The organism is uncultured Maricaulis sp., assembly GCF_905480005.1.
Taxonomy (GTDB): domain Bacteria; phylum Pseudomonadota; class Alphaproteobacteria; order Caulobacterales; family Maricaulaceae; genus Maricaulis.
Genome location: NZ_CAJQOO010000111.1, coordinates 1 through 23,555 on the forward strand (window position 1 = coordinate 1; position 23,555 = coordinate 23,555).

Annotated in this window: 24 protein-coding genes; 16 read left to right on the forward strand and 8 right to left on the reverse strand. The window is 62.5% G+C overall.

All coding sequences use genetic code 11. From position 1 onward, the window contains the following. Positions 1 to 1,683 (forward strand): hypothetical protein (locus QZ266_RS09810; protein ID WP_295694591.1); only part of this gene is annotated, 1,683 nt, incomplete at its 5' end. A gap of 264 nt (positions 1,684 to 1,947) precedes the next feature. On the opposite strand, the gene QZ266_RS09815 is transcribed toward QZ266_RS09810, so the two are convergent. From QZ266_RS09815 to QZ266_RS09825, 3 genes are all read right to left on the reverse strand, one after another. Next, positions 1,948 to 2,664 carry a hypothetical protein gene (locus tag QZ266_RS09815; protein WP_295694593.1) on the reverse strand — a complete coding sequence of 239 codons (717 nt, stop codon included), beginning with the start codon at positions 2,662 to 2,664 and terminating at the stop codon, positions 1,948 to 1,950. Positions 2,665 to 2,903: 239 nt separating this feature from the next. Continuing rightward, on the reverse strand, positions 2,904 to 5,021 hold the full coding sequence (locus tag QZ266_RS09820) for a TonB-dependent receptor (RefSeq protein ID WP_295694595.1): 2,118 nt from the start codon (positions 5,019 to 5,021) through the stop codon (positions 2,904 to 2,906). A 68-nt stretch (positions 5,022 to 5,089) separates the two neighbouring features. Beyond that, positions 5,090 to 5,494, reverse strand: a complete 405-nt coding sequence (locus tag QZ266_RS09825) for a DUF2946 family protein (RefSeq protein WP_295694597.1) — start codon at positions 5,492 to 5,494, stop codon at positions 5,090 to 5,092. Positions 5,495 to 5,586: 92 nt separating this feature from the next. Between QZ266_RS09825 and QZ266_RS09830 the strand changes: the two genes are divergently transcribed. The 3 genes from QZ266_RS09830 (at position 5,587) to QZ266_RS09840 (ending at position 7,543) form a co-directional block, all read left to right on the forward strand. Then, positions 5,587 to 6,207, forward strand: a complete 621-nt coding sequence (locus QZ266_RS09830) for a DNA-3-methyladenine glycosylase 2 family protein (RefSeq protein ID WP_295694599.1) — start codon at positions 5,587 to 5,589, stop codon at positions 6,205 to 6,207. A 93-nt stretch (positions 6,208 to 6,300) separates the two neighbouring features. Continuing rightward, positions 6,301 to 6,456: a hypothetical protein gene (locus QZ266_RS09835; protein ID WP_295694601.1), complete on the forward strand. Its 156-nt coding sequence runs from the start codon at positions 6,301 to 6,303 to the stop codon at positions 6,454 to 6,456. Between the two features lie 124 nt (positions 6,457 to 6,580). Then, entirely contained in the window at positions 6,581 to 7,543 is a 963-nt protein-coding gene (locus tag QZ266_RS09840) for a nitronate monooxygenase family protein (RefSeq protein WP_295694603.1), read from the forward strand. 41 nt (positions 7,544 to 7,584) lie between these two features. On the opposite strand, the gene QZ266_RS09845 is transcribed toward QZ266_RS09840, so the two are convergent. Together QZ266_RS09845 and ald are read right to left on the reverse strand one after the other, a co-directional pair. After that, complete coding sequence (locus tag QZ266_RS09845) at positions 7,585 to 8,244, reverse strand: HAD hydrolase-like protein (RefSeq protein WP_295694606.1); 660 nt, start codon at positions 8,242 to 8,244, stop codon at positions 7,585 to 7,587. A gap of 161 nt (positions 8,245 to 8,405) precedes the next feature. Then, entirely contained in the window at positions 8,406 to 9,521 is a 1,116-nt protein-coding gene (gene ald / locus QZ266_RS09850; protein ID WP_295694608.1) for an alanine dehydrogenase, read from the reverse strand. 205 nt (positions 9,522 to 9,726) lie between these two features. Between ald and QZ266_RS09855 the strand changes: the two genes are divergently transcribed. Beyond that, complete coding sequence (locus tag QZ266_RS09855; protein WP_295694611.1) at positions 9,727 to 10,209, forward strand: Lrp/AsnC family transcriptional regulator; 483 nt, start codon at positions 9,727 to 9,729, stop codon at positions 10,207 to 10,209. A gap of 37 nt (positions 10,210 to 10,246) precedes the next feature. Continuing rightward, on the forward strand, positions 10,247 to 10,708 hold the full coding sequence (gene queF, locus QZ266_RS09860; protein WP_295694613.1) for a preQ(1) synthase: 462 nt from the start codon (positions 10,247 to 10,249) through the stop codon (positions 10,706 to 10,708). A gap of 23 nt (positions 10,709 to 10,731) precedes the next feature. Here queF and QZ266_RS09865 read toward each other — a convergent pair whose 3' ends face one another. Continuing rightward, the gene (locus tag QZ266_RS09865; protein WP_295694616.1) at positions 10,732 to 11,358 is read right to left on the reverse strand and encodes a nitroreductase; all 627 of its coding nucleotides are present in this window, start codon (positions 11,356 to 11,358) and stop codon (positions 10,732 to 10,734) included. Positions 11,359 to 11,472: 114 nt separating this feature from the next. Here QZ266_RS09865 and QZ266_RS09870 point away from each other — a divergent pair, with 114 nt between their 5' ends. The 9 genes from QZ266_RS09870 (at position 11,473) to QZ266_RS09910 (ending at position 21,139) form a co-directional block, all read left to right on the forward strand. Continuing rightward, entirely contained in the window at positions 11,473 to 12,120 is a 648-nt protein-coding gene (locus QZ266_RS09870) for a TetR/AcrR family transcriptional regulator (RefSeq protein WP_295694618.1), read from the forward strand. Positions 12,121 to 12,211: 91 nt separating this feature from the next. Next, a complete protein-coding gene (locus tag QZ266_RS09875) occupies positions 12,212 to 13,348 on the forward strand; it encodes an efflux RND transporter periplasmic adaptor subunit (protein WP_295694621.1) in 1,137 nt (378 codons plus the stop codon). After that, entirely contained in the window at positions 13,345 to 16,500 is a 3,156-nt protein-coding gene (locus QZ266_RS09880; RefSeq protein WP_295694624.1) for an efflux RND transporter permease subunit, read from the forward strand. The genes QZ266_RS09875 and QZ266_RS09880 overlap by 4 nt, the downstream gene beginning before the upstream one ends. Before the next feature lie 36 nt (positions 16,501 to 16,536). Further along, positions 16,537 to 17,142 (forward strand): NUDIX hydrolase, encoded by a 606-nt coding sequence (locus QZ266_RS09885; RefSeq protein WP_295694626.1) that lies wholly within the window; start codon positions 16,537 to 16,539, stop codon positions 17,140 to 17,142. Next, entirely contained in the window at positions 17,142 to 17,966 is an 825-nt protein-coding gene (gene cysE / locus QZ266_RS09890; RefSeq protein ID WP_295694628.1) for a serine O-acetyltransferase, read from the forward strand. The genes QZ266_RS09885 and cysE overlap by 1 nt, the downstream gene beginning before the upstream one ends. A gap of 113 nt (positions 17,967 to 18,079) precedes the next feature. Then, on the forward strand, positions 18,080 to 18,304 hold the full coding sequence (locus QZ266_RS09895; RefSeq protein WP_295694631.1) for a DUF3126 family protein: 225 nt from the start codon (positions 18,080 to 18,082) through the stop codon (positions 18,302 to 18,304). Then, positions 18,301 to 19,080: an ATP-binding cassette domain-containing protein gene (locus QZ266_RS09900; protein ID WP_295694634.1), complete on the forward strand. Its 780-nt coding sequence runs from the start codon at positions 18,301 to 18,303 to the stop codon at positions 19,078 to 19,080. The genes QZ266_RS09895 and QZ266_RS09900 overlap by 4 nt, the downstream gene beginning before the upstream one ends. Beyond that, a complete protein-coding gene (locus QZ266_RS09905) occupies positions 19,077 to 20,645 on the forward strand; it encodes an ABC transporter permease/substrate-binding protein (protein ID WP_295694635.1) in 1,569 nt (522 codons plus the stop codon). The genes QZ266_RS09900 and QZ266_RS09905 overlap by 4 nt, the downstream gene beginning before the upstream one ends. Next, positions 20,642 to 21,139 carry a hypothetical protein gene (locus QZ266_RS09910; RefSeq protein WP_295694636.1) on the forward strand — a complete coding sequence of 166 codons (498 nt, stop codon included), beginning with the start codon at positions 20,642 to 20,644 and terminating at the stop codon, positions 21,137 to 21,139. The genes QZ266_RS09905 and QZ266_RS09910 overlap by 4 nt, the downstream gene beginning before the upstream one ends. A 91-nt stretch (positions 21,140 to 21,230) precedes the next feature. Here the strand turns inward: QZ266_RS09910 and QZ266_RS09915 are convergent, their stop codons facing one another. Continuing rightward, positions 21,231 to 21,992 (reverse strand): PhoH family protein, encoded by a 762-nt coding sequence (locus QZ266_RS09915; RefSeq protein ID WP_295694637.1) that lies wholly within the window; start codon positions 21,990 to 21,992, stop codon positions 21,231 to 21,233. Between the two features lie 299 nt (positions 21,993 to 22,291). On the opposite strand from QZ266_RS09915, the gene QZ266_RS09920 reads away from it, so the two are divergent. Further along, a complete protein-coding gene (locus QZ266_RS09920; protein WP_295694638.1) occupies positions 22,292 to 22,822 on the forward strand; it encodes a gamma carbonic anhydrase family protein in 531 nt (176 codons plus the stop codon). Between the two features lie 125 nt (positions 22,823 to 22,947). Here the strand turns inward: QZ266_RS09920 and QZ266_RS09925 are convergent, their stop codons facing one another. Next, entirely contained in the window at positions 22,948 to 23,472 is a 525-nt protein-coding gene (locus QZ266_RS09925; RefSeq protein ID WP_295694639.1) for a DUF4339 domain-containing protein, read from the reverse strand. Positions 23,473 to 23,555 lie beyond the last annotated feature (83 nt).

Below are 23,555 nucleotides of genomic sequence, written 5' to 3' on the forward strand. Positions count from 1 at the left end.
GACGATTTCTCGCTCCGCAACCGTTCAAGAATTTCGAAGCGTATTCTTCGTGGTCGTAAGCAATGGAAAGACGAGAAACTCAAAGAATTTAACCGACGGCGCGCCTACAACGTGTCATCTCGTTTGTATTGGCTAGCGCAGAACGGGTGCATTCTTGGGTTTGATGTTGATGTCGCTACAGCAAAATACCGCAAGCATATTCCCGACTGGAGTCCCGAAGCCGCTGATGCAGCTGTCGAGGGAATGGATGGCGGCGGCGGTTGGGTTAAAGAGGATGACGACGCGTCACTGCTGCTAAAACTCCCAGCCGACCAAGTAATTCCCAAAGCGCTCGAATTGATGAAGCAGCGACCGTCTAGGTTGACCGAGCGAAAGCCGTTCATCGGGCTCCGAAAGGAGCAGCCACAGTTGGCCCCAGACGCCTTGATGCATGAGGCTGGTAATAACAACTTCCCTCACTGGGCATGGGAACAGTTTCTGGGCTGGTCAGAAAAAGATGATCCTAATCCGTTACCGGATGACGTGGTTTCGAAAGCGGTATTGCTGCTTCCACCTCAAGAAATCGTCGCGATGGCGCACACAGTCACAAGATGGATCGAGGATCACTCATCAAGCCTGATGTCCACGGATGCCGGATTGTTCGACGATGTGTGGAACTTGTGCCTGGATTCACTTTCGTCGGAACCTGAACCAATGTCCGGGGGTATTGTTCGTGGTTCTGCAGCACCCGAGTGGATGACGGAAGCTCTGAATGCTCCAACGGGGCGCCTGGCGGAGGCACTGTTCGGAGGCCCAGATACTAAAGACCGCAAGCCTCAACAAGGTTTCCCAGAAGGCTGGCAGCGCAAAGTTGAGCGACTTCTCGCACTCGAAGGAGATGCTCGACGATTTGCGATCACAACATTCACCCAGCGGCTGAATTGGTTCTACTACGTCGCTCCTGAATGGACCGATCAACATCTGTTGCGTCTTATGAAATCCGACGACGCGGTAGATGATCACGATGCGGCATGGGCTGGCTTTCTATCGAATGGAAAAATGCCAACCGTCGAGCTGTTCAAACAACTCAAGCCAGAACTTCTTCGGCTTCCGAGTCCGGTCGCAAAGCGCCGTGAAGGTTTTCATCTGGAGGTTCTTGCAGCGTTCCTTCTCATCGGCTGGGCCCCAGCTGACGATGAACCTCAATTCATCACGGACGATGAGCTGGCCACTACGATCCTAAATGGAAGTGATCGATTCCGTACGCAGATGCTCTGGTTGTTGGAGCGATGGAGTAAGGAAGATCCGGCGAGGTGGGGTGCCGCCATTCAGCACTTGTTCGCGGAGGTTTGGCCTCGTCAGAAGAAGGCACGAACTCCTGAAGTCGCCAAGCGCATGGTCGAGCTACTATTTTCACAAACTGACAGTTTCAGTGATCTCGCCTCGCAAATCCTTCCTCTTCTGACATCCTTCGACAGCGAGGATGTCATGCTTCCCCGTGTCACCAAACTTGGCGACCCCATCATCAAAAACCATCCTGACGCTGTTATAGAGCTGCTCGAAGCAATTTTGCCCGATAATCCCGATCGCTGGCCCTATGGAGCACCGGAAATTTTGGATGCTCTACAGGATGGAGACTTGATGGCTGAGAGTCGAACAAAGTTACTTAGACTACAGCGCGTGAGAGCCGGGGCCTTCGTCTAGTGGCCGAAGGCGATGGCTGGTCAGGGGCATCAAGCAGCTTTAACGGGGTCGGAATTTGGTCGAATTGAGCACAATATCGTGCACAAAATACAATCGCACGATTAAATATTGATTTAAAACAGTATAATAGAGACTCCTGTATACGACTTAAAATCTGCCGGCCGCAAGGCCGTGCCGGTTCAAGTCCGGCCGCCCGCACCAATTGTGATCTCATTTGCCTTTGATCTCACCGCCGCTCGCCATGGGCAGGCCCCGTCTGTTTTCTCACTTCGGGCGGCGGCGCCTCGCCATAATCCACAGGCGGTGAACGGTGAGGTAAACCCCGGCGATACCGAACAGTATGGCGATGATCGAGGTCATCTTGATCCACCAGGAATTGAAATTCTCCCGGCTCGACCAGTCCATGATGTGCACGCCCCAGAAGAAGTCATAGACGCGCCAGGCCGAGGTGCGCACCGCGCGCAACTCGCCGGTCTGGCTGTTGATGTAGAATGTTGTCGGCGGCGTTGTTTCGCCCGCGGCGAACTCGATCCGCCAGGCGGGAATGGAGAGGCCGGCTTCGCGTGGTGGATCGGTCAGCCAATCAATCGCCGTGATTTCGCCCAGCCCGTTCTGACGGGTCGTCGCAATCTCGCGGGCCAGCGCTTCGCCAACCGGAGACAGGTCGTCGCCCGTGCGGGCGTCGATCATGAGCGGGCCGTCAGTGGTTTCAAGTCGCCAGACCGGCGAACCGGCCAGCCAGCCAGTGCGGGCGGAGGTCACTTCGCCATCCTGCGCGGCGATGATGGTCGCCAGCGGCACGGCCTCATTCGTCCAGTCCAGTACGCTTTCGGCCGGGTCATGCCGCAAATGCTCGCCGCGTATCACTTCGATCGGAATGATCACCATGATGAGGCCGGAGATCAGCCACAGCATGACCTGCACGCCAAAGGCCGCGCCCAGCCAGAGATGGATCTGGCTCATCAGTCGAAAGAGTTTCATGGTGTGCGGTGTCCCCTTGGTCTCAGCTCGGGAGCATTCAGTCATTCTGTGTCGTGATCAATCCCTGGCATCGTCCGGACTACTTGAGACCCCAGCCGGCCATGAGTCGCCAGGGGACCGTCCGCGATCACCCTCTCCGCGCCGCCGAGCCGTCACGTTCAGCGGCCGGGTCGGCAAGCCGGTCAGCCTCCGGTCCGGATGGGCCACGCCAAGCTTCGTCAGCGTGGCCCTGATCCCGGCTAGCCGCGGACCGTCAGGCGAAGCCCGATTGAACGCCCATTGCCCGGAAGGCGCTCGCCCAGACCGATTTGCGAGCCCGCATTTCGGTTGACCCCGGCGAGATGGTCCCGCCAGGTCTGGTCGAGCAGGTTCTCGACTCCGACAGCCAGCGCGACTCCGGGGCGCATGTCCCAGCGACCATAGAGGTTCATCAGGACTTGTCCGGGCGTTTCCGTCTCGTCATTGGAGCGGGAGACATTGTCCTGGCGCGCGGTCGCCAGGCTTTCCAGTGTGACCGTCCAGCGCGCAGCGTCATAGCTGGCACCCAGGCGGATATGGGGTGGAGCGATGCGGTAGAGGTTGTCATCGATATCGCGACGCTTGCCGCGGACCCAGCTGACCGAGCCGTCGAGGCGCCAGCGGGAATCGATCTGATAGCCGAAGTCGGCATCCAGCCCGTACAGCTCTGCCTCGACATTGGCGAAGCGCAGCGGGGTGGTGTCCCCATTCATGCCGGCGACCATCTCAACCGGTGTATCGGTCACGCCCGGCGTGGCGTCGAAGGGCACGCCCTGGATATAGTCTTCAATGCGCCGGATGAAGACGGTCGGCCGTGCGTAGACGTGGTCATTGGCCCAGTCGAGCCCGGCTTCGGCAATCCAGGCCGTCTCGGGCACGAGCCCGGTGTCGCCCACATAGGTATTGCCGTCCGCCAGACCGCCGCTGGCCGCAGTCGGCAGCCAGGCAAAGCGTTCCAGATAGCCCGGCGCCCGGGTCTTGCGGGCGAGTGTCAGGCGCAGGCGGGAGGTGTCCGTCAGCGGGCGCCAGAGGCGGGCAACGGCGTCCAGCGTGCTGCCCTGCCAGTCGCGGTCGGCATTATTGGCGGCCATGGCGAGCATGCCCGGCATGGCGGGAACGGCACTGCCAGTCGAGGCGAGGCCTGAGCGGGCCTCGTGGTGATCGACGCGCAGACCCAACTCGCCTTGCCATCCACCGCTCATTTCGCCAGTCCATTCCACGAAGCCGCCGGTGCGGCTGATGGCAATGTCGGGCAGGTTGCGGAGAAAGAAATTCGGGTTCATCGGATTGGTGATCGTGACATCATGATCCGTGTCGACCCGGTCAAGGCCGGCGCGCAATTCGCCTCCCATTGCCGGGACGGTGAGGCTGGCAGCAAGCGTGTGGCTCTCGGCATAGGCGAAGGTCTCCCGCCATCTCATGGGCGAGGCCGGGGCCGGTCGAAGGCTGAAATTATTCATGGCATGGCCGACATCACTCCAGCCCGCCGACAGGTCGAGCCGAGCCGCATCAAACGTGCCGGTATAGGCAATTCGCCCCGTGTCGGTGTCGATAAAGCGGATATCCATTGCGAAGGGCGGGTTGCCGGTCGGGCCGGTTTCATTGCGGCGCAGATCGACGGTCAGCTCGTGCGGGCCGGCTTGCCAGCCAGCGCCAAGCCCGAAAACGCGCCGCTCATGCTCGCTGCCGCCGATGCGTCCCAGCGGCGTGTCGCGATCTCCGCCGGTTTCCAGAGAGCCGAGAACGTGCAGGCGGATCGTGTCATTGGCCAGCCCGACCAGCCCGCCAGCCGTCGTGCTGTCATCCACCGAACGGGTTGCCAGTGAGAGGTCATGGCTGAGGCTGAACTGCGGGGTGTCGGCAAATCTGCCGGATTTGAGGGAGACATCGAAACCGCCGCCCAGGCCGGGCCCGTTGCTGACCGGGCTGACGCCGCGGGCGATCTCTATGCGGTCGACCAGGACTGACGGCGCATAGTGGAGCGGCGGGTCCATCAGGTTCGGACCACCCGAGGCAATGGCCTGGTTATTGATGCGAATGGCGAGCCGGGTCCCGAACAGGCCCCGATACTGCAACTGGCCAGACAGGGCGCCATTGCTGACCGCTGCTGCTCCGGGCAGGCGCGCGATGATCTGCGTCGTGTCCGGACCGGCGACGATGGGCTGCGCTGCCGGGTCGAGCTGATCCCGTGCCGGAGTGTCGAGCTGTGGCGCGCTGACCGTGATGACATCAATAAGGGGGGGCTGAGAGGATTGGGCGAGGGCGGTCGGCGCCAGCCATGAAAGACTGGCCGACAGCGCGATCAAGGCGCAGCTGTGCTGCAAACAGGTAGGGGGCATGGAAACGCTCCAGGGCGCACGCCGGTACACTCCGGGTGGGCCATTGATTCAATCAGGGTGAGGCAGAATCAGAGCGTTGCAGGCGGTCCGCGCGCCGGGGGGAGGGCATGGGCCCTGGTCGGCGCTGTTTGAGCCAGATACGGACCGCCAGCGCTATCCGTTTGCGCGATCCGCGGCGGGAGGCTGGTCGTTTGCGGCAGGGCTGCCAGGGCGACAGCGGCGCCAAACGCGCAATGCTGGGCCGTGTTGCCGGATGCGTCGCCACCAGGCGTTTCGCTCAAATCGCCGCTTTCAAGATCAAGCCAGCGTGTGATCGAACCCTGGGCCGTACACAGGACCACGGCAAGCTGGCCGTCATGCCCGCGATCGAGCATGTAGCCGCGCGGAATGGCGGATTGCTGGAGGACAGCAATCATCGCCAGGGCAAACAGCCACGGAGCGAGCAGGCCGCGCATATGTCGCAGATCGGACATCATGGCCTGCCGATAGCACCGGCTCGGCCATCGCACCATGAGGCAAAATATCCCGGCTGGGCACGGGGCGCAGGGATGGCTAGTTTGAGCGCATGTCGCACCGCGCCGTCCATGATCACCTTCTCGCCGCGTCGGAGCCGCTCTTTCCGGACTTGCACGCCGCAATCCGGAAGCTCGGCCCGATGGAGTTGCCGCGGCGCGATGACTTGCCCTTTCCGGCCTATCTCTGCCGCGCCATTGCCGGTCAGCAGATATCGGTCAAGGCGGCGCAGAGTATCTGGGCCCGCGTCGAGGACAGTTCCGGTGATGTCGACCTGCTTGATCATTTCTGTGCAGGCAATACCGACACCCTCCGCGCTTGCGGCCTGTCCGGTGCCAAGACGCGGACGATTATCACGATTGCCGAGACGCACCGGACCGTCGGTCTGGATACCGGTCTTCTCAAAAGCCTGCCGATCGACCAGCGCACGGCGCGGCTGACCGAGATCTGGGGGGTCGGTCAGTGGACGGCTGACATGATGAATATCTTCTATTTCGGCGAGGGCGATGTCTGGCCGGATGGCGATGTGGCCGCCCGCAAGACGCTCGAGCGACTGACCTCGAAACGACGCAAGACCGTGCGCACTGCCGGTCTGTTCAAACCCTATCGCTCCTGGCTGGCCTACTATATGTGGGCGCATGTTGACGCGCCGCCGGACGGAGAGCCCGGCTGACCGGCACAGGTGGGACGCAAGGTCGCACCGTCCCTCTGAGCTTGCCACCAAACGGCCTTATCTTGGCCCGGTTCGTGGGGTTTTTTGGCCCCCATGACACGACGAATTCTTATTGATGCAGGGCTTTTTGTCGGCGGGTGGACGTTGGGCTGGATGCTGACCAGCGACGCGCTGATCGGACTGCTCTTCGCCCTGATCCTCTCCGGTGCAGGCGAGGGCGTGCAGGCCGCTGCCAGTCATGATGAGTAACGCGCTTCACCGCGCGCTCGACATCCCATACCGCTCTCTCTAACGTTCGACGCGAACCCTGTTCAATCGCGGATCGCCACCAGAAGCGATCGCGAGCCTGGTCGATATATTAGAGGGGAATCCCATGGCCGAACCCGACATTCTCAAGGGCAAGCTGCGCCTGCCTGTTATTGGCGCGCCGCTTTTCATCATTTCCAATCCGGACCTCGTCCTGGCCCAGTGCAAGGCCGGCATTGTCGGCTCCTTTCCGTCGCTGAATGCGCGCCCGGTCAGCCAGCTCGACGAGTGGCTGGACCAGATCACTTCGGAACTGGAGAGTTACAACCGCGCCAATCCGGACAATCCGGCGGCGCCTTTTGCGGTCAACCAGATCGTCCACCGCTCCAATAACCGCCTCCAGGAAGACCTGGAGCTGTGCGAGAAGTACAAGGTCCCGGTCGTGATCACCTCGCTGGGGGCCCAGGCCGAGGTCAATCAGGCCGTTCAGAGCTGGGGCGGGATCACGCTGCACGATGTCATCAATCAGCGCTTCGCCCACAAGGCGATCGAAAAGGGCGCGACCGGTCTGATCTGTGTCTCGTCGGGAGCGGGCGGACATGCGGGCGCCCTGTCGCCCTTCGGCTTCATCGCCGAGACGCGGTCCTGGTTTGATGGTCCGATCCTGTGTTCCGGCGCCATCTCGACCGGTGGCGGTGTCCTCGCGGCCCAGGCGATGGGCGCGGATTATGCCTATATCGGCTCGGCCTTCATCGCGACCGCGGAAGCGCGCGCGGAAGAGGCCTACAAGCAGGGTATCGTCGACAGCAACGCCGAAGACATTGTCTACACAAACCTCTTCACCGGCGTGCATGGCAATTATCTCAAAAAGTCCATCATCGATGCCGGCCTCGACCCGGACGCGCTTCCAGAGAGCGATCCCTCGGCGATGAATTTCGGATCGGGCGGCGGTTCCAAGGCCAAGGCCTGGAAGGATATCTGGGGGTCTGGCCAGGGCATCGGCTCGGTCAAGCAGGTGCGTCCGGCAGCCGATTATATCGATCAGCTCAAGGCCGAGTATGACGCCGCGAAGGCGCGTGTTTGCGGATAGGGTATGCCGACCGGCCCTGCCCTGAGGGCGGGGCCGCGCGGTCAGGCGCGCTGAGACGTGCGTGCGGACTCGCCCAGACTGGTGAGAATGTCCGAAGGCGCGCTGTAGCAGTGATCCGGTGACTGGGCGTTCAGAATGTCGGGCGTCGCGAAGCCCCAATACACCGCGCCTGCCGCGCAGCCGGCCTCGCGGGCCGCATCAATATCGCGAACTTCGTCGCCGACACAGAGTGTGCGCTCGGGCGTTGTCCCGGCGCGCTTGATTACCTTGCGGAAGATTCCGGCCTTGCCGAACAATGCGGCACCGCAGGCAAATTGATCAAATCGGGCAGCGAGGGTGTCGCCCAGCACGGCCTTTACAGCCGTCTCGCCATTCGATGACACAACCGCCAGGGAGACGCCCTGATCCGACAGGGCCCCGATCATGTCGCGAATGCCGTCAAACAGGTGGATCTGGTGGACATTCTCTGCCGCGCGAGCGCGCACATCGGCGGCGATGAAGGGGATTTTCCAGGCCGGGATGGCAAGCTCGTCCATGATCGCCTTGGGCGTCAGTCCGCGCAGGGCTTCCGCCTTCTCCTCGCAGATCGGGTCTAGGCCGTGCTTGTCGACGACTTCGCCGAGCGCGCCACGAAACCAGGTCAGGCTGTCAGCCAGGGTTCCGTCGAAATCAAAGATGACCAGGTCATAGCGCTGGGCCACGTCTTTATCCCCTCGTCCAGCGGTCTCCCCAACCGCGATGATTGTCACAGGCTCGGTGATTCTTGTGACACTTGCACGCTGTAACGGCCCAATGTGCAAAAGCAAAGGGGCGGACACCTGGCAGTGCCCGCCCCGATGAAGCATGTTTGCAGCGTTTGAGGTCAGGCGTTGAGCCAGCCCGGCTTGACGCAGGGCAGGGCGAGATCGTCGGCGACCAGCTGATGGCAGACTTCGCCCTCGGCCGTGGTCAGGCCCTCGCGCAGATGCGGGTTCTCATTGATGGCCTTCTTCGTACCCTTGTTCGCGATCTCCAGGCCGAGCGGCAGGGTCGCATTGTTCAGGGCGAATGTGGACGTGCGGGCATAGGCGCCCGGCATGTTGGCGACGCAATAATGGACAACCCCGTCAATGATATAGGTCGGGTCATCATGCGTGGTGGCCTTGGAGGTCTCGAAACAGCCGCCCTGGTCGATGGCGATGTCGACGAGCACGGCGCCGTCCTTCATCTCCTTGAGCATCTCCCTGGTCACCAGTTTCGGCGCCGCAGCACCGGGGATCAGCACGGCGCCGATGACGACATCGGCCTCGCGCACGGCCTGCTCGAGGGCGGCCTGGGTTGAGTAGGCCGTCTTCACGGCGCCGGAGAATTGCTCGTCGAGCTCGGCGAGGCGGCGATTGGAGCGATCGAAGACGGTGACATCGGCGCGCGCCCCGATTGCCATCTCGGCAGCATGGGTGCCGGCGACGCCGCCGCCGATGATCACGACCTTGGCCGGCAGCACACCGGGGACGCCGCCCAGCATGGTGCCGCGACCGCCCTCGGATTTCATCAGGCAATGCGCTGCAACCGAGACCGACATCCGTCCGGCGACCTGGCTCATCGGCGTGAGCAGGGGCAGGCGTCCGTCGCGGTCGGTGACCGTTTCATAGGCGATCGAGACACACCCCGACTTGCGCAGACCTTCGGCCTGTACCGGGTCAGCAGCGAGGTGGAGATAGGTATAGAGCGTATGGTGCGGCTTCAGCATCGCCGTTTCCGACGGCTGGGGCTCCTTCACCTTGACGATCATTTCGGCGGCTTCGAAGACCGCAGCGGCGTCGGGCAGAATGGTCGCGCCGGCTGCCACATAATCCTCATTGGTGAAATCAATGCCTTCACCGGCGGCGGTTTCGACGAACACCTCGTGGCCGTGGCGCACAAATTCAGCGACGCTGTTCGGCGTCAGCCCGACCCGGTATTCGCGAACTTTGATTTCCTTGGGAACCCCGATACGCATGATCATCCCTCACGGGTTGGGCAGTGCGGCGCTTCTTCGATACTTTTTGCGTCAGAAGCCGTCTGCGTGATTAAATTTGACAAGGCGGAGTGATTGTTGTGAATTATCGTGCAACAATCGACGTTGAGGGCGACGTATATACCAAGCCCTCGCGATAATCCAGAATGATCTGCGGATTTTGCCGCGATGTCCGGGAGGGTGTGTCTTGCGCCTTGATAGTGTTGATATCTCCATCCTCAATGAGCTTCAGGAGCATGGCCGCCTGACCAATGCCGAGCTCGCCGAGCGGGTCGGCCTGTCCGCGTCCGCCTGCCACCGGCGGGTCAAGGCGCTGGAGGGCGCCGGGATTATCGACCGCTATGTGGCGATCCTCTCCGAGCAGGCACTGGGACGCGGCATCACCGTCTACGTCCAGGTCACGCTGGACAATCAAAAGCGCGATACGCTGGTCGGGTTTGAAGAGGCCGTCGAGCATGTGCCCGAAGTCATGGAATGCTATCTGATGAGCGGCGATGCCGATTATCTGGTTCGCGTCCTGGTCCGCGATGCCAATGATTATGAGCGCGTGCATCGTGAAGTCCTGTCCAGCCTGCCGGGCGTGACCCGTCTGGTCTCCAGCTTCAGTATTCGCCGGGTCTTCTCGCGCACCGCGATGCCGGTGCCGGATGAGGTGCTTGTCGCAGGATAGGCTTGCCTGTCGCGCGGGCCGGGACTAAGTCGGCGCCATGACTGATGATCGCTATGACAATCTGGGCCAGCTGGGGGCGTCGACCCCGCTGCCCGATAATCCCGAAACCGCCGAGCTCGAGCGTGTCGCCAATCCCTGTGATGCGCCCTACATGACGCGATTCGTGTGCCCGGAATTCACCTCGCTCTGCCCGGTGACCGGGGCGCCGGATTTCGCGCATCTGGTGATCGATTATGTGCCGCGTGACTGGATCGTGGAGAGCAAGTCTCTCAAACTCTATCTGGGCAGTTTCCGCAATCATGGTGCCTTCCATGAAGCCTGTACCACCGGGATCGGCCAGAAACTGGTCGAAGTTCTGGATCCGGTCTGGCTGAGAATTGGCGGCTATTGGTATCCGCGTGGTGGCATCCCCATCGATGTCTTCTTCGCCACCGGTGAGCCGCCCAAGGGCGTCTGGCTCCCGGATCAGGACGTGCCGGGTTATCGCGGGCGCGGCTGACCGGCCGGGCCTTTGAAGCGGCGTCAGCGACCCCAGAAATCGACCCGCGCCGGCGGTCGGGCGCGTTCAACCGGTTCGTCCGAGACGGTCCCGATATAGATGAAGCCCGCGATCCGTTCGCCCGAACGCAGGTTCAGCGTGTCCTTTACCTGGGGGTCAAAGGCATACCACTCGGTCAGCCATTGTGCGCCAAACCCCAGGGCCGAGGCCGCAATCAGCATATTCTGACAGACAGCGCCGGATGACAGGATTTGCTCCCATTCCGGAACCTTGTGCTTTTCGAGCACGTTCGAGATCACGGCCACAACAAGTGGGGCGCGCGTCAGCCGATTGGCCTCGAATTTGACCTGGGATTCGGTTGCGTCCGGATTGGCGGCCGCGAAGACCTTGCCGAGGACCTGACCGAAATCAGCGCGCGCCGCGCCGTCAAACACAATGAAGCGCCAGGGGGCCAGCTTGCCATGATCCGGGACGCGGGCAGCGATGCCGAGAAGCTGCTCCAGCTGCGCCGGCGAAGGGCCGGGCTCGGCCATGGTAATGGCAGTCGCGGAACGGCGCCGGGTCAGAAGTGCGATCGTCTCTGCGCTTGCATGGCTCGGTGCCAGGCGTTCGCCGGGTGCTGGAAATGACGGAAGTGGGGTATCATTCATTATGAAGGGCAACCTGCTGACTGCTAGACTATCTTTGACCTGAATGGTCCGTGGTCGGTATACCTGTGTTCGGGGACTGCACTCATATCGAGTTGTTGGGGAAACGTAACAAGTATGAACGCTGAAATCGCCGTCGAAGATGACACACCGGCCGATCGCCGTCGCCGCAAGGTGCGCGAAGCCATAATTGATGCGGCCGAGGCGATATTCACCTCGGAGGGCGAAGAAGGTATTTCCATGCGCCGCCTTGCCGAGGCCATCGATTACTCGCCCGCGGCCATTTACAAGTATTTCGCCTCCAAGGACGAACTCTTCACATCCATCCGCGAGATGTTCTTCGAGCGGCTGCTCGCCCGGATTCACGCGGCGATGGATGAGGGCGGCGAAACCGCCATCCTTTGCGCCCGCTGCATGCGGGCCTATATCGAGACCGGCATGGAAGAGCCCAATCACTACATGATGGCGTTCTCGACATCAGTGACGGCCAAGCCGCATCTGCATGATGAAAAGGAAGTCGCATTCGAGGCCGAGGAAAAACTGGTGCAAATGATTGCTGCCGGGCAGGCCGAGGGCGCTTTCCGGAGCGTCGATCCGAAAGTGGCCTCGAAAGCGGTGTGGGCCAGCCTGCATGGTCTGACCATGTTGATTGTGTGCCTGGACGACTTTCCCAATGGCATGCCGGGGTCGGAACATGTGTCTCTGGATGCGGTGATTGACCTGCAAATGGACATGATCATGCGGGGCCTGATCAAAAACGAATAATTTGTATTCATAAATTTGTAAACGCCGTTCACTTCTCAAACGGTATTTACTGTACTATATCCTCGTCACGCGACAGGACGAGGGTGTTCTCATGTCATTATACAAGCGGCGCATGGGCGCTGGCAGCGCAGTTGGACTGGCCGCTATCCTGGTCGCCCTGATGGTCTTCGGCGTCACGACGCTGAGGGCTGACGCCAATTTCACCGCAGCGGCGCCGGCGCCATTGAGCGTTTCCGTCCTGCGCGCGGACTATGATCCGGACGCACGGATTGCCGAATTCTTCCCCGGCCTGATCACCGCTCGCCGTGAAAGCGCACTGGGCTTCGAGCGCGCAGGCCGGATTGATCGCATCAATGTGGATGTCGGCGACCGCGTACAGGCCGGTGACCTTCTGGCCCGTCTCGATGTGCGTGCGGTGGAGGCCCAGATCGCCGCGGCGGACGCCCAGACAGCCGAGGCGGCAGCCCAGACTGCGCTGGCCAGTGAAACAGAAAGCCGCCAGTCCCAATTGCTCGAACGGGGTCATATCTCCCAGCAACGCTTCGATGAGGTGCGAACCTCGACGCGGGCGGCGCTCGCCCGTCAAAACGCTGCCGCCGCGGCGGCTGATGCGCTGCGTGTCCAGCTCGACCTCTCGGTCATCACGGCGCCTTTCGATGGTGTGGTGACGGCCCGGCGGGCCGATGAGGGGGCGATCGCCTCGCCCGGCCAGCCCTTGCTGGAGCTGGCCGAACTCGATTCCCTGGAAGTCCGCGTCGGCCTGCCCCAGTCCGTCGCGGCCGGCTATGCGCGCGACGATATCGTCGCCTTCCAGGTCGACAGCCAGATTGCGCCGGTTGCCGCGCGTTTCCGCGCCTCGTCCAGCGTCGTGGATCGCCAGACCCGCACGGTCACAGCGGTCTTTGATCTGGAAGCCGGTCAGGCGGTTGCCGCTGGCCAGATCGTCCGCCTGGCGGTCGAGACCCCCATCATTGCCGAAGGCTTCTGGGTTCCCACAGCGGCGCTGGCCGAAGGCCGCCGCGGCTTGTGGTCAATCTATGTTCTCACACCGCAAGACGATGCCTACACACTCCAGCCGCGGGTTGTTGAAACGGTGCGGATCGAGGCCGAACGCGTCTTTGTGCGCGGCGCTGTTGATGATGGTGAGCTCCTGCTGGCCTCCGGCCTGCAACGCATTACACCCGGCCAGCGGGTGGTCCCTGCCGTACAGGAAAGCCGGGCGCAATGAGCACGCTCTTCTATCGCTATTCGCGGCTCACCGCCCTCGCTGTCATCCTGCTGATCGCGGCCGGTTTCGGAGCCTTGCTCTCGCTCGGCCGCCAGGAAGACCCGTCGCTGACCGAGCGTTTCGGGCTGGTTGTCACGGCTTTCCCCGGGGCGTCGGCCGAACGGGTCGAGGCTCTGGTCACCGAGCCGCTCGAGAACGCCATTCATGAATTGGCGGAGATCAATACGACCAGTTCAAATTCGCGCTCCGGCATTTCGGTCATCCAGCTGCAGATCCGGGAAGATCTCAATGCGACCCAGGTCAATCAGGCCTGGACGCAGATCCGCGAACAGGTCGAGAGCGTCCGGCCCAGCCTGCCGCCGGGCGTGATCGCCCCGGATGTGCGCCGCCAATATCTCGGCGCCGCGACCATGATTGTCTCGCTCAACTGGGGTGAGAGCGGCGATGAAAACCTCGCCATCCTGTCCCGCCTGGCGATCGATCTGGAATCGCAATTGCGCAATATGAGCGGGACCGAGGAGACGGCGATTTTCGGTGAGGTCGAGGAGGAGATCCGAATCCTTGCCGATCCGGATACGCTTGCCGCTGTCGGCCTGACCATGGCTGACCTCGCGCGTCTCACCGCCAGTGCCGACGCCAAATCGCCCGCCGGCGAATTGCGCGCTGGCGGAACAGATCTCAATGTCGAGATTGCCGGCGAATTCGACGGGCTGGACCGCATCCGCGCGATCGCGCTGGGTGAGGGCCCCGATGGTGACTTCATTCGCGTCGGTGATGTCGCCGAGGTCGAGAAAGGCGCCCGCACCCCGGCCGAAGCGATCGCGACGACCCATGGACGACGCTCTGTCTTTGTGGCGGCCTATCTTCAGCCGGAGCTGCGCGTCGATACCTGGTCAGCGTCGGCCGATGCCGTGGTCGCCGATTTTGCCGCTTCGGTGCCCGGTGTGCAGGTCGAAACGATTTTTCGCCAGGCCGACTATGTCGATACGCGCCTGAGCGGGCTGGCGCGGGATCTGGGCTATTCGGCGCTGATCGTCTTCGCCGTGCTTTTCCTGATGATGGGCTGGCGCGCCGCCCTGATCGTCGGTTCGGCCCTGCCGCTCACAGTGCTGGCTGTGCTCTTGCTGACCCGCATCTATGACGAGCCGCTGCACCAGATGTCGGTCACCGGGCTGGTCGTTGCGCTCGGACTCCTGATCGACAACGCGATTGTCGTGGTCGACGAATACCGCCTGATGCGGGCCCGGGGCTCGCAGCCCCTGGAGGCCCTCGACAAGGCCATCCGCCACCTCTTCGCGCCACTCCTGGCGTCGACGCTGACGACGGTTTTCGCCTTCGCGCCGATCGCCCTGATGCCGGGCGCGGCTGGCGAGTTCATCTCCATGATCGGGATTTCCGTGATCTTCGCGGTGGTCTCCTCCTTCCTCCTTGCCATGACCGTGGTCGGTGCCTTCGCCGCCTGGTTCGATGATCCGGCCATTGCCGGTGGTCCCCGCCGTTTCTGGCGGCACGGGATCGGTGCAGGCCCGCTGGCCGGTCTCTACAGGGGTGTTCTCGACGCGGTGACACATCGCCCCTGGACCGGACTGGTCGGCGGTGTCCTTCTGCCGATTGCCGGTTTCCTGGCCGCATCGACCCTGCCAATGCAATTCTTCCCGCCGACCGATCGGGACATGTTCCAGCTGTCGCTCGAATTGCCTTCGTCGACCTCGATCGCGGAAACCCGTCGCCAGACCGAACGGGCGAGCGCCCTGATCGAATCCTATGAGGGTGTCGAGCGGGTCTCCTGGGTGATCGGCGAGAGTGCCCCGCGGACGTATTACAACGTGGTCGGCAACCAGTCCGGTGTGTCGAGCTATGCCGCCGGCTTCGTCCACACTGTCTCGCCCGAGGCGACGGCGCGCATCCTGCCGGACCTGCAGCGGCGTGTGATGTCGGAGTTTCCCGAAGCGCGGCTCTTGACCCTGCCATTCGAGCAGGGGCCACCCATCCCCGCGCCGATCGAGCTGGTCCTGGTCGGACCCGAGCTCTCCGAACTCAACCGGCTGGGCAATGAGATCCGCTCTGTCTTGGCGCAGACCCCCACTGTTACCCACACGCTGGCCCTGCTGGAAATGGGTGAGCCGGTGGCGCGCATCATGGCCGATGAGGCGGCCGCAGAACTCGCCGGAATTCGTCTCGACGATCTCGCCAACCGGTTGCGAGGCGAATTGGACGGCGTTGTGGGCGGAAGCGTGCTGGAAGGTGTCCAGGAATTGCCGGTTCGGGTCATTGCCCGTGACTCGCGGCGTTCCAGCCTGTCAGCCGTTTCCGCCTCTCCTTTCGCCACGCAAGGGAGCGATATCCTGTCCTCCCCGATGGCGGCGCTTGGTGATGTCGTTCTGGCCCCGCAAGTCGCGCGCATCCCGCATGAAGACGGGCGCCGGGTGAACACGATCTATGGCTATCTCGATCCCTACACCTTGCCCGCCCCGGCACTTGAACATTTCTTCTCGGCCCTCGACGAGGCCGATATCATCCTGCCTCCGGGCTATGAATTGCAGGTAGCGGGTGAGGCTGCCGAGCGCGGCAGTGCGATGGCGGGACTGTTCGGGACGGCGCTGCCACTCCTGGTCCTGATGATCGGCTCGGTGGTGCTCGCCTTCAATTCCTTCCGTTTCGCCGGCCTGATCTTCGTTGTCGCCTTCCTCTCGGTCGGTCTCGCCATGTTCGGGGTCTGGGCGTTCGGAACACCGCTGGGCTTCAATGCGATCGTCGGCGCGATGGGATTGATGGGTTTGTCGATCAATGGTGCCATTGTCGTGTTGTCGGCCCTGCGCGCCAATCCGGCCGCGCTTGCCCTTGAGGCCGGCGCCGTCCAGGCAACGGTGATGGACGCGACCCGGCATATCGTCTCCACGACGCTGACCACGATTGGCGGCTTCATTCCGCTGATCCTGTCCGGCGACAGTTTCTGGCTGCCCTTCGCCGCCGCAATGGTGGGGGGGGTGGCCGGATCCGCGCTCCTGGCTTTGGTGTTCGCCCCGGCGGCTTTCACGCTGATGACGCGGCTTTCGCTCAAGAAGCAGCGATTGCTGGCGGCAATTCATCGCGATCGGGAGCGGTCGGCCGGGAATGCGGCGGACTTGCCCGGCCTGCCCGAACACGCCTAGCCCTTGTGAGGCGTTGGACAGTGATGATGGTGCACCATGACGAGCTCACGCGGGCCCTGGCAGGTTAATGACAGTCGCGAAATCTATCGCAATCCCTGGATCAGCCTGACCGAGCATGCGGTCAGGCAGCCCGATGGCGAGCCCGGCGTCTATGGCGTTGTCGGCTTCGCCAATCTCGCGCTCGCCATTCTGCCGCTGTTTGAGGATGGTCGACTGATCCTGGTCGGCCAGCACCGGTTTCCGCTGGATCGCTATAGTTGGGAAATCCCGGAGGGTGGCGGCCCGATCGGGACCGATCCCCGGGATGGTGCGGCCCGCGAGCTGCGCGAGGAGACCGGCTATTCAGCCCGGCACTGGCAGGAAATCCTGCGGATGGACTTGTCCAACTCGGTCACGGATGAAGCGGCAATCGGTTATATTGCCACCGGACTGACCCCCGGCGAGGCCGAGCCGGACGGGACGGAAGAACTGGTCACGCGGGACATACACTTTCTTGATGCCCTCGATGAGGTGAGTTCGGGCAAGATAAGTGACGCCTTGACGGTAGCGATGCTGCTGCGGGCATACTACATGGCTCGGGAAGGCGCGCTGGACAGAGACCTGGCCGTTGCCATGCTGGACAAGGGTGCGAGGAGATCGTGATGCCACTCAGCCAAGTTGAGACCCCCATCGAGGCCCGCAAGGGTGTGGATTCCATCTGGGCGCGGTTGCGTGTTGAAGCGGCCTCGGCAGCAGCAGAAGAGCCGATCCTCGCCAGTTTCCTGAACGCAGCCATCCTGCGTCATGCCAAATTCGCGGACGCGCTGGGCTATCGCATCGCCGCCAAACTGGCCGATGCCCAGCTTGATGCCATGCTGGCACGGGATGTCGCCGAGGAGGCCCTGGCTGGCGACCCGGACATCGTCCAGCAGGCCGCCGCCGACATGATCGCCATTGATGAGCGCGACCCGGCCTGCCTGAGCCTTTTGCAGCCCTTCCTCTATTTCAAGGGTTATCATGCCCTGCAGGCGCATCGCGTCGCCCACTGGCTGTGGAAAGAGGGGCGCCAGACCCTGGCCTTCCACCTGCAAAGCCGCGTCGGTGAACGCTTTGGCCTCGACATTCATCCGGCAGCCCGGATCGGACGCGGCGTGATGATCGATCATGCGACCTCGGTCGTGATCGGGGAAACCGCTGTGATCGGGGATGATTGTTCAATCCTGCATGAAGTCACTCTGGGCGGTACCGGCGCTGCCCATGAGGATCGTCATCCGAAAATCGGCAAGGGCGTCCTGATCGGCGCTGGCGCGCGCGTCCTCGGCAATATCGTTGTCGGCGACGGGGCCCGCATCGCGGCTGGCTCCGTTGTCCTGGAAGCTGTCCCGCCGGGCTGCACCGTGGCGGGTGTTCCGGCCAGGATTGTCGGCAATTGCTGCGATGAGCCCGCCAAGAGCATGGACCAGAGCTTGCCGCAGGGGTCCGGCTGATGCGGCGACGCGCCGTTTGAGTGCAGGCGCGAGGGCAGCATGATACTGGACGCGCACCCCCGTCATGGGGTTAGTAGGCGCCAACTTCGAATCCCCGACCGGAGAATGATCCCGTGAACAAGAACATGACCATGCTGGAAGCGGCGAAGCTTCAGCTTTTCCTGCAGACCAAGCTCAACCCGGAGATGGTCGTGCAGTGCCGCAACCGTCCGGACGAGTGCGCCGAAATCCATATCGGGGATGAGTGCCTCGGTGTCGTTTCCAAGATTATCGATGAGGGCGAGACGTCCTACTCCTTCGAGATCACCATCCTGGACATCGACCTGGAAGAGCAGTGAGCTCAGCTACGTCTCCCGTTCTTGATATCCGCGCGGTCCGCAAGACCTATCATGGCGGTGTCGAGGCGGTACGGGGCGTATCGCTTGAACTCGCGGCCGGCCAGCTGCTCGTCCTCGCGGGTGCCTCGGGCTGCGGCAAGACCACATTGTTGAAAATGATCAACCGCCTGGAGGAGCCTTCAGGCGGTTCGATTTTGTTCGGGGGCGAGGATGTTTCCGACCTGGACGGTGTTGCGCTCCGGCGCCGCATTGGCTGGGTCATGCAGGGAGACGGGCTCTTCCCGCACATGAGCGTGCGCCGGAATGTCGGCCTGATCCCGCGTCTCGCCGGTCAGGACCCGGCGCGGGTCGAATTGCGTGTGCGTGAAATGCTCGAACTGGTCCGGCTCGACCCGTCCGAATACGGGGATCGCATGCCGGCTGAACTCTCCGGCGGTCAGCGTCAGCGGGTCGGCTTTGCCCGCGCCCTGGCCGGGAGCCCCGAACTCGTCCTGATGGACGAGCCTTTCAGCGCCCTCGACCCGATCACCCGCGACGCCCTGCAGCAGGACTTCAAGACCCTCCAGGCCGAGCTCGGCTTTGCCGCAGTCATGGTCACCCACGACATGGCCGAGGCGCTTATCATGGCGCAGGACGTGGCGGTGATGCGTGCCGGACAAATCGTTCAGACCGGTAGTCCGAAAGCGCTGATGAGCGCTCCGGCCGATGACTATGTGGCCGGACTGCTCGATACCCCGCGTCGGCAAATGCGCGCTATTGCGGAGTTGGCGGGATGAACGCCAATCTTGCCGAACGCTTTGCGGAACTCCCGCACCTGCTGTCAGGTCATGTCCTGCTGTCGATGAGTGCCATCCTCGTTGGCCTCGCGATCAGCCTGCCGCTTGGCATTCAAGCGGCCGGTCGGCCGCGTCTGGCCGGCCTCGTGCTGAATGCGGCCAGTATCATCCAGACCATTCCCGGCCTGGCCTTGCTGGCCCTGATGGTTCCCTTGCTGGGCGGAACCATTGGTTATGCTCCGGCCTTTCTCGCCCTGATGCTCTATTCCATCCTGCCCATTTTGCGGAACACGATCGTCGGATTGCAGGGTGTTGACCCGGTGGTTCGCGAGGCGGCGCGCGGGATCGGCATGACACCGGGCGAGCGCCTTTGGCAGGTCGAGCTCCCCCTGGCCTTGCCGGTCATTGTTGCGGGATTGCGGACTGCTGTGGTCTGGGTGGTTGGCGCCGCGACGCTCGCGACGCCAGTGGGCGCATCCAGCCTCGGCAATTACATTTTCGCCGGCCTGCAGACGCGGAATTGGCTGTCGGTTCTGTTCGGCTGCCTCTTCGCCGCCGGCCTGGCGATCATTCTCGACCAGATGATCCGCCTGCTCGAAGTGGCGGCGCGGGAGCGCCGGCGTGGTCTCGCTGCGGGCGTCGGTCTGTCGCTTGCCATTTTGATTACGGCTTCGGTTGCACCGCGCTATATCGCCTTCGAGCCGGCCGGTCGGAACAGCGCGGTCATCGCTGGCGGCGCCGCGGACCTGACCGACGAAACCATCGTGGTCGGTGCCAAGGCCTTCACCGAGCAATACATTCTCGGCGCCTTGTTGGAGAGCCGTATGGAGGCGGCGGGGGCTCGCATCGACCGGCGCGACAATCTCGGCTCGACCATCGCCTTCGATGCGCTGCGTACGGGAGAAATCGATGTCTATATCGACTATTCCGGCACGATCTGGGCAACGGTCATGAACCGTCCCGAGCCGATTCACCGGCACGCCATGCTCGCGGAAATGACCGGCTGGCTGTGGGCTGAACATGGCATTCTCGCGCTCGGCGGGCTTGGTTTCGAGAACGCCTATGGCTTTGCCATGGCGCGCGAGCAAGCCGCGGCGCTGGGGGTCACGAGCCTGGCCGATCTTGCTCCGCTCGCGGCGCAGATGACGGTTGGCGGCGACGCGGAAGTCTTCTCGCGGCCGGAATGGGTGATGACCCGCGATCTTTACGGGCTGGGCGCCATGCAGACCCGCGCGATGGATGCTGCCTTCATGTATGGGGCGGTCCGGGACGGCCAGGTGGACATGATATCGGCCTATACGACCGACGGTCGGATCGCGGCCTTTGACCTGATTGTGCTGGATGACCCCGCGGCGGTTCTGCCGCCTTACGATGCGGTCATTCTGCTGTCACCGGACGCGGCCGCCAATCCGGCGCTCGTGGCGATCCTGGCCGAACTGGTGGGCGCGATCGATGATGAGCTGATGCGCGAGGCCAACCGGCAGGTCGACCTGGACCGACAGACTCCGGACCAGGCGGCGCAATGGCTGGCGGAAACACTGGAAGCCGGCGGAGCAGACCGATGAGTGGATATGCCGGAGGCGGCCGCCTGCAGGACGGCGAGTGGCTGATGCGGGCTTGCCTTTATCTCAATCGCGAGCTGCCACATGGCGCCGAACCCTATACCGAGATGACCCATCTCAATCGGGTCTGGGCTACCCAGTCAGCCGAGTTTGAGCGTCTGCTCGAGCTTGTCGATCCAGAGGGCGATATCGATCCGCGCATCATTCCGGTCCTGGCCTTTTTCGACCCGTCGGAAAACTGGCCGCTGGACATCATCCTCGCGGCGATTGCCGCCCTGGGTGTCTGGCTCTTCCTGCCGGACTGGTACGGGATTGCGGAATATGTCGCCTATCTGGCAATCGGGTGTTTCGTGGCGGTGCAGTATCTGCGGGCGCAGCGGCTTCGTCAGCGTGCGCGGGCCGAGATCATCCGCCTCGGTCTGGATCCGGACAGGCGCCATCCGCTGACCCTGCGTATTCTCGTCCGCTACCGCAAACGTCCCGTGACGATCCATTGAGCTGATCACAGACAAAAGGCGCGGAGCCAGCCAGCTCCGCGCCTCGTTTTACGTGGATTGTTGCGTCTTTTTGGTCGTCGGTCCGTTTGGCTCAGAGCACGGTCAGCATGGTGGCGACGAGCGGGTGGCGGACAATATCCTCGGCGGCGAGACGGCAGACCGCGATATCATCGAGATCCTCCATCTTGTCGGCAATCTGGCCAAGACCTGACATTTCCGGCAGCAGGTCGGACTGGGCCGGGTCGCCGGTGACAACCATGGTCGAGTTCCAGCCCAGCCGCGTCAGCAGCATTTTGAGTTGGCCGTAGGTGCAGTTTTGGGCCTCGTCGACCACAACGAAGGCATTGTTGAGGGTGCGGCCGCGCATATAGCCGATCGGGGCGATCTCGATCAGGCCTTCGGCCATCATGGCCTTGAGTTTTTTCGGGCTGAGCCGGTCGGCAAGGGCGTCGTAGAGCGGACGCAGATAAGGCGCCAGCTTCTCTTCCATGGCGCCGGGCAGGAAGCCGATCGACTCGCCGGCCTCGACTGCCGGGCGGGAAAGGACGATGCGGCTGACCGAGCCGGCCTCCAGGGCCTCGACACCCTTGGCGACGGCAAGGAAGGTCTTGCCCGTTCCCGCAGGCCCGAGGGCCAGTACCAGATTGTGATCATCGACCGCCTTCATCAGCTTGGCCTGCCCGTCAGAGCGCGGCTTCACATTCTTGATGAAGCGCTGATCACGCATGGGCTCCCTTGTGTCGGGTGACCAATTGGTCCCGGGGAAGAGGGCCCGCACCTTTGTCTCTTCTGATTGATAATGTGCCGTATTGAACTCGGCACGCTGGCGACGCTTGACGTTACGCTTACCCATGGCTGGAACCTCCACACATGAAAAACCCCTCGGCCGGAAGGCGAGGGGCGAAGACACATTGCAACGAAAACGATTCGATGGACTCGAAGGGCAGGGATCCGGATGAACCGGATGATCCTGGCGGGCTTGGACGCAGACTGGTCATACCGTCTACCCGGGCCTCCCTTGGAGTTGCCGAAACGATGCAGGACCGGATGGGCAGGTCTCGAATCGCGGTTACAGTGTCAGTCTAACCCGGTGAAGAAGTTCTGAACGAGCCTGTCGCGAATATTTCACGCAAATAAAATTGGGAGACGCTGATGGCGATCTATGCATTGGGCGATTCGACGCCAACCCTTCCGGGAGAAGACGCGTATTGGGTGGCCGAGAGTGCCGAAGTCATGGGCCGCGTCATCCTCGAAGCCGGAGCCAGTGTCTGGTACGGCGCCATCATTCGCGGCGATAATGATCCGATCACGATCGGTGAGAATTCCAATGTCCAGGACGGAGCCGTTCTGCACACCGATGAGGGGGTTCCGCTGACCGTCGGCAAAGGGGTCACCATCGGACACCAGGCCATGTTGCATGGCTGTACGATCGGCGATGGCTGCCTGATCGGGATTGGCTCGACGATTCTCAATGGCGCGAAAATCGGGAAGAATTGCATCATCGGCGCTCATGCGCTGATCACCGAGGGCAAGGAAATTCCCGACAATTCCCTTGTCGTCGGGTCGCCCGGGCGTGTGCTCAAGACGCTCGGCGAGGACATGGCGGAGGTGTTGCGCTGGTCGGCCGACCACTACGTCGCCAACTGGAAGAAACACAAGACCGGTCTGCGCCGAATCGACTGAATCGACTGAATCGACTGAACCGGCGGCTCCGGCCCGCGCCGGTAATCAGGGCCAGATACGACACCGCCCGTCTTCCGGCAGGAAAACGGGCGGTCAGTCATCGTGCAAGCTGTCGGCGGAGCGTCCTAGTGGGCGCGGCTCCACAATTCGCGGATATTCTGGTCGGCTTCGCGACCCAGATTGAACCAGGCGGCGCGGTCATGCGAGGCATCGATGACCAGCAGCTTGTCTTCGCGTGCCAGAATGTGACTGAGCTCATTGCGCAAGACCGCCGATGTGGTCGGGCCGCGCAGCAGCCAGGTATTGCCGGTGATGGCTTCCAGATCGCCATAGGCTTTCAGCGCATTGCGGAATTCGGTGCCATTCTCGGACTGGATCTCGGCGATGACCACGAAATTGGCCGGCCGGGCCCCCGGTGTGACCCGCTTTTCGGGTTCCGGTGATGTCTTTGATTCCCCTAGCCATTCGCGGAAGTCATCGATGTCCGTGGCTTGCTGCCACAGCCCATCGCGTTCCGGGCAGACCTGAGAATGCGCGGCAATCCGCCCTTCACCGACGAAGGCGCGCATTTGTTGAGGGGTATAGGGGCCGTAAACACGACCCTCGACTTTTACAAACCAGGACATTGCGATTCCGTCATCGCGAGGCATTTCAGATCTCTTTTGCACTTTGCTTCGTAGCGCCTAACACGAGGATACGGCAAGAATCGGGCCGCATTGGCGGAATTCCCCGG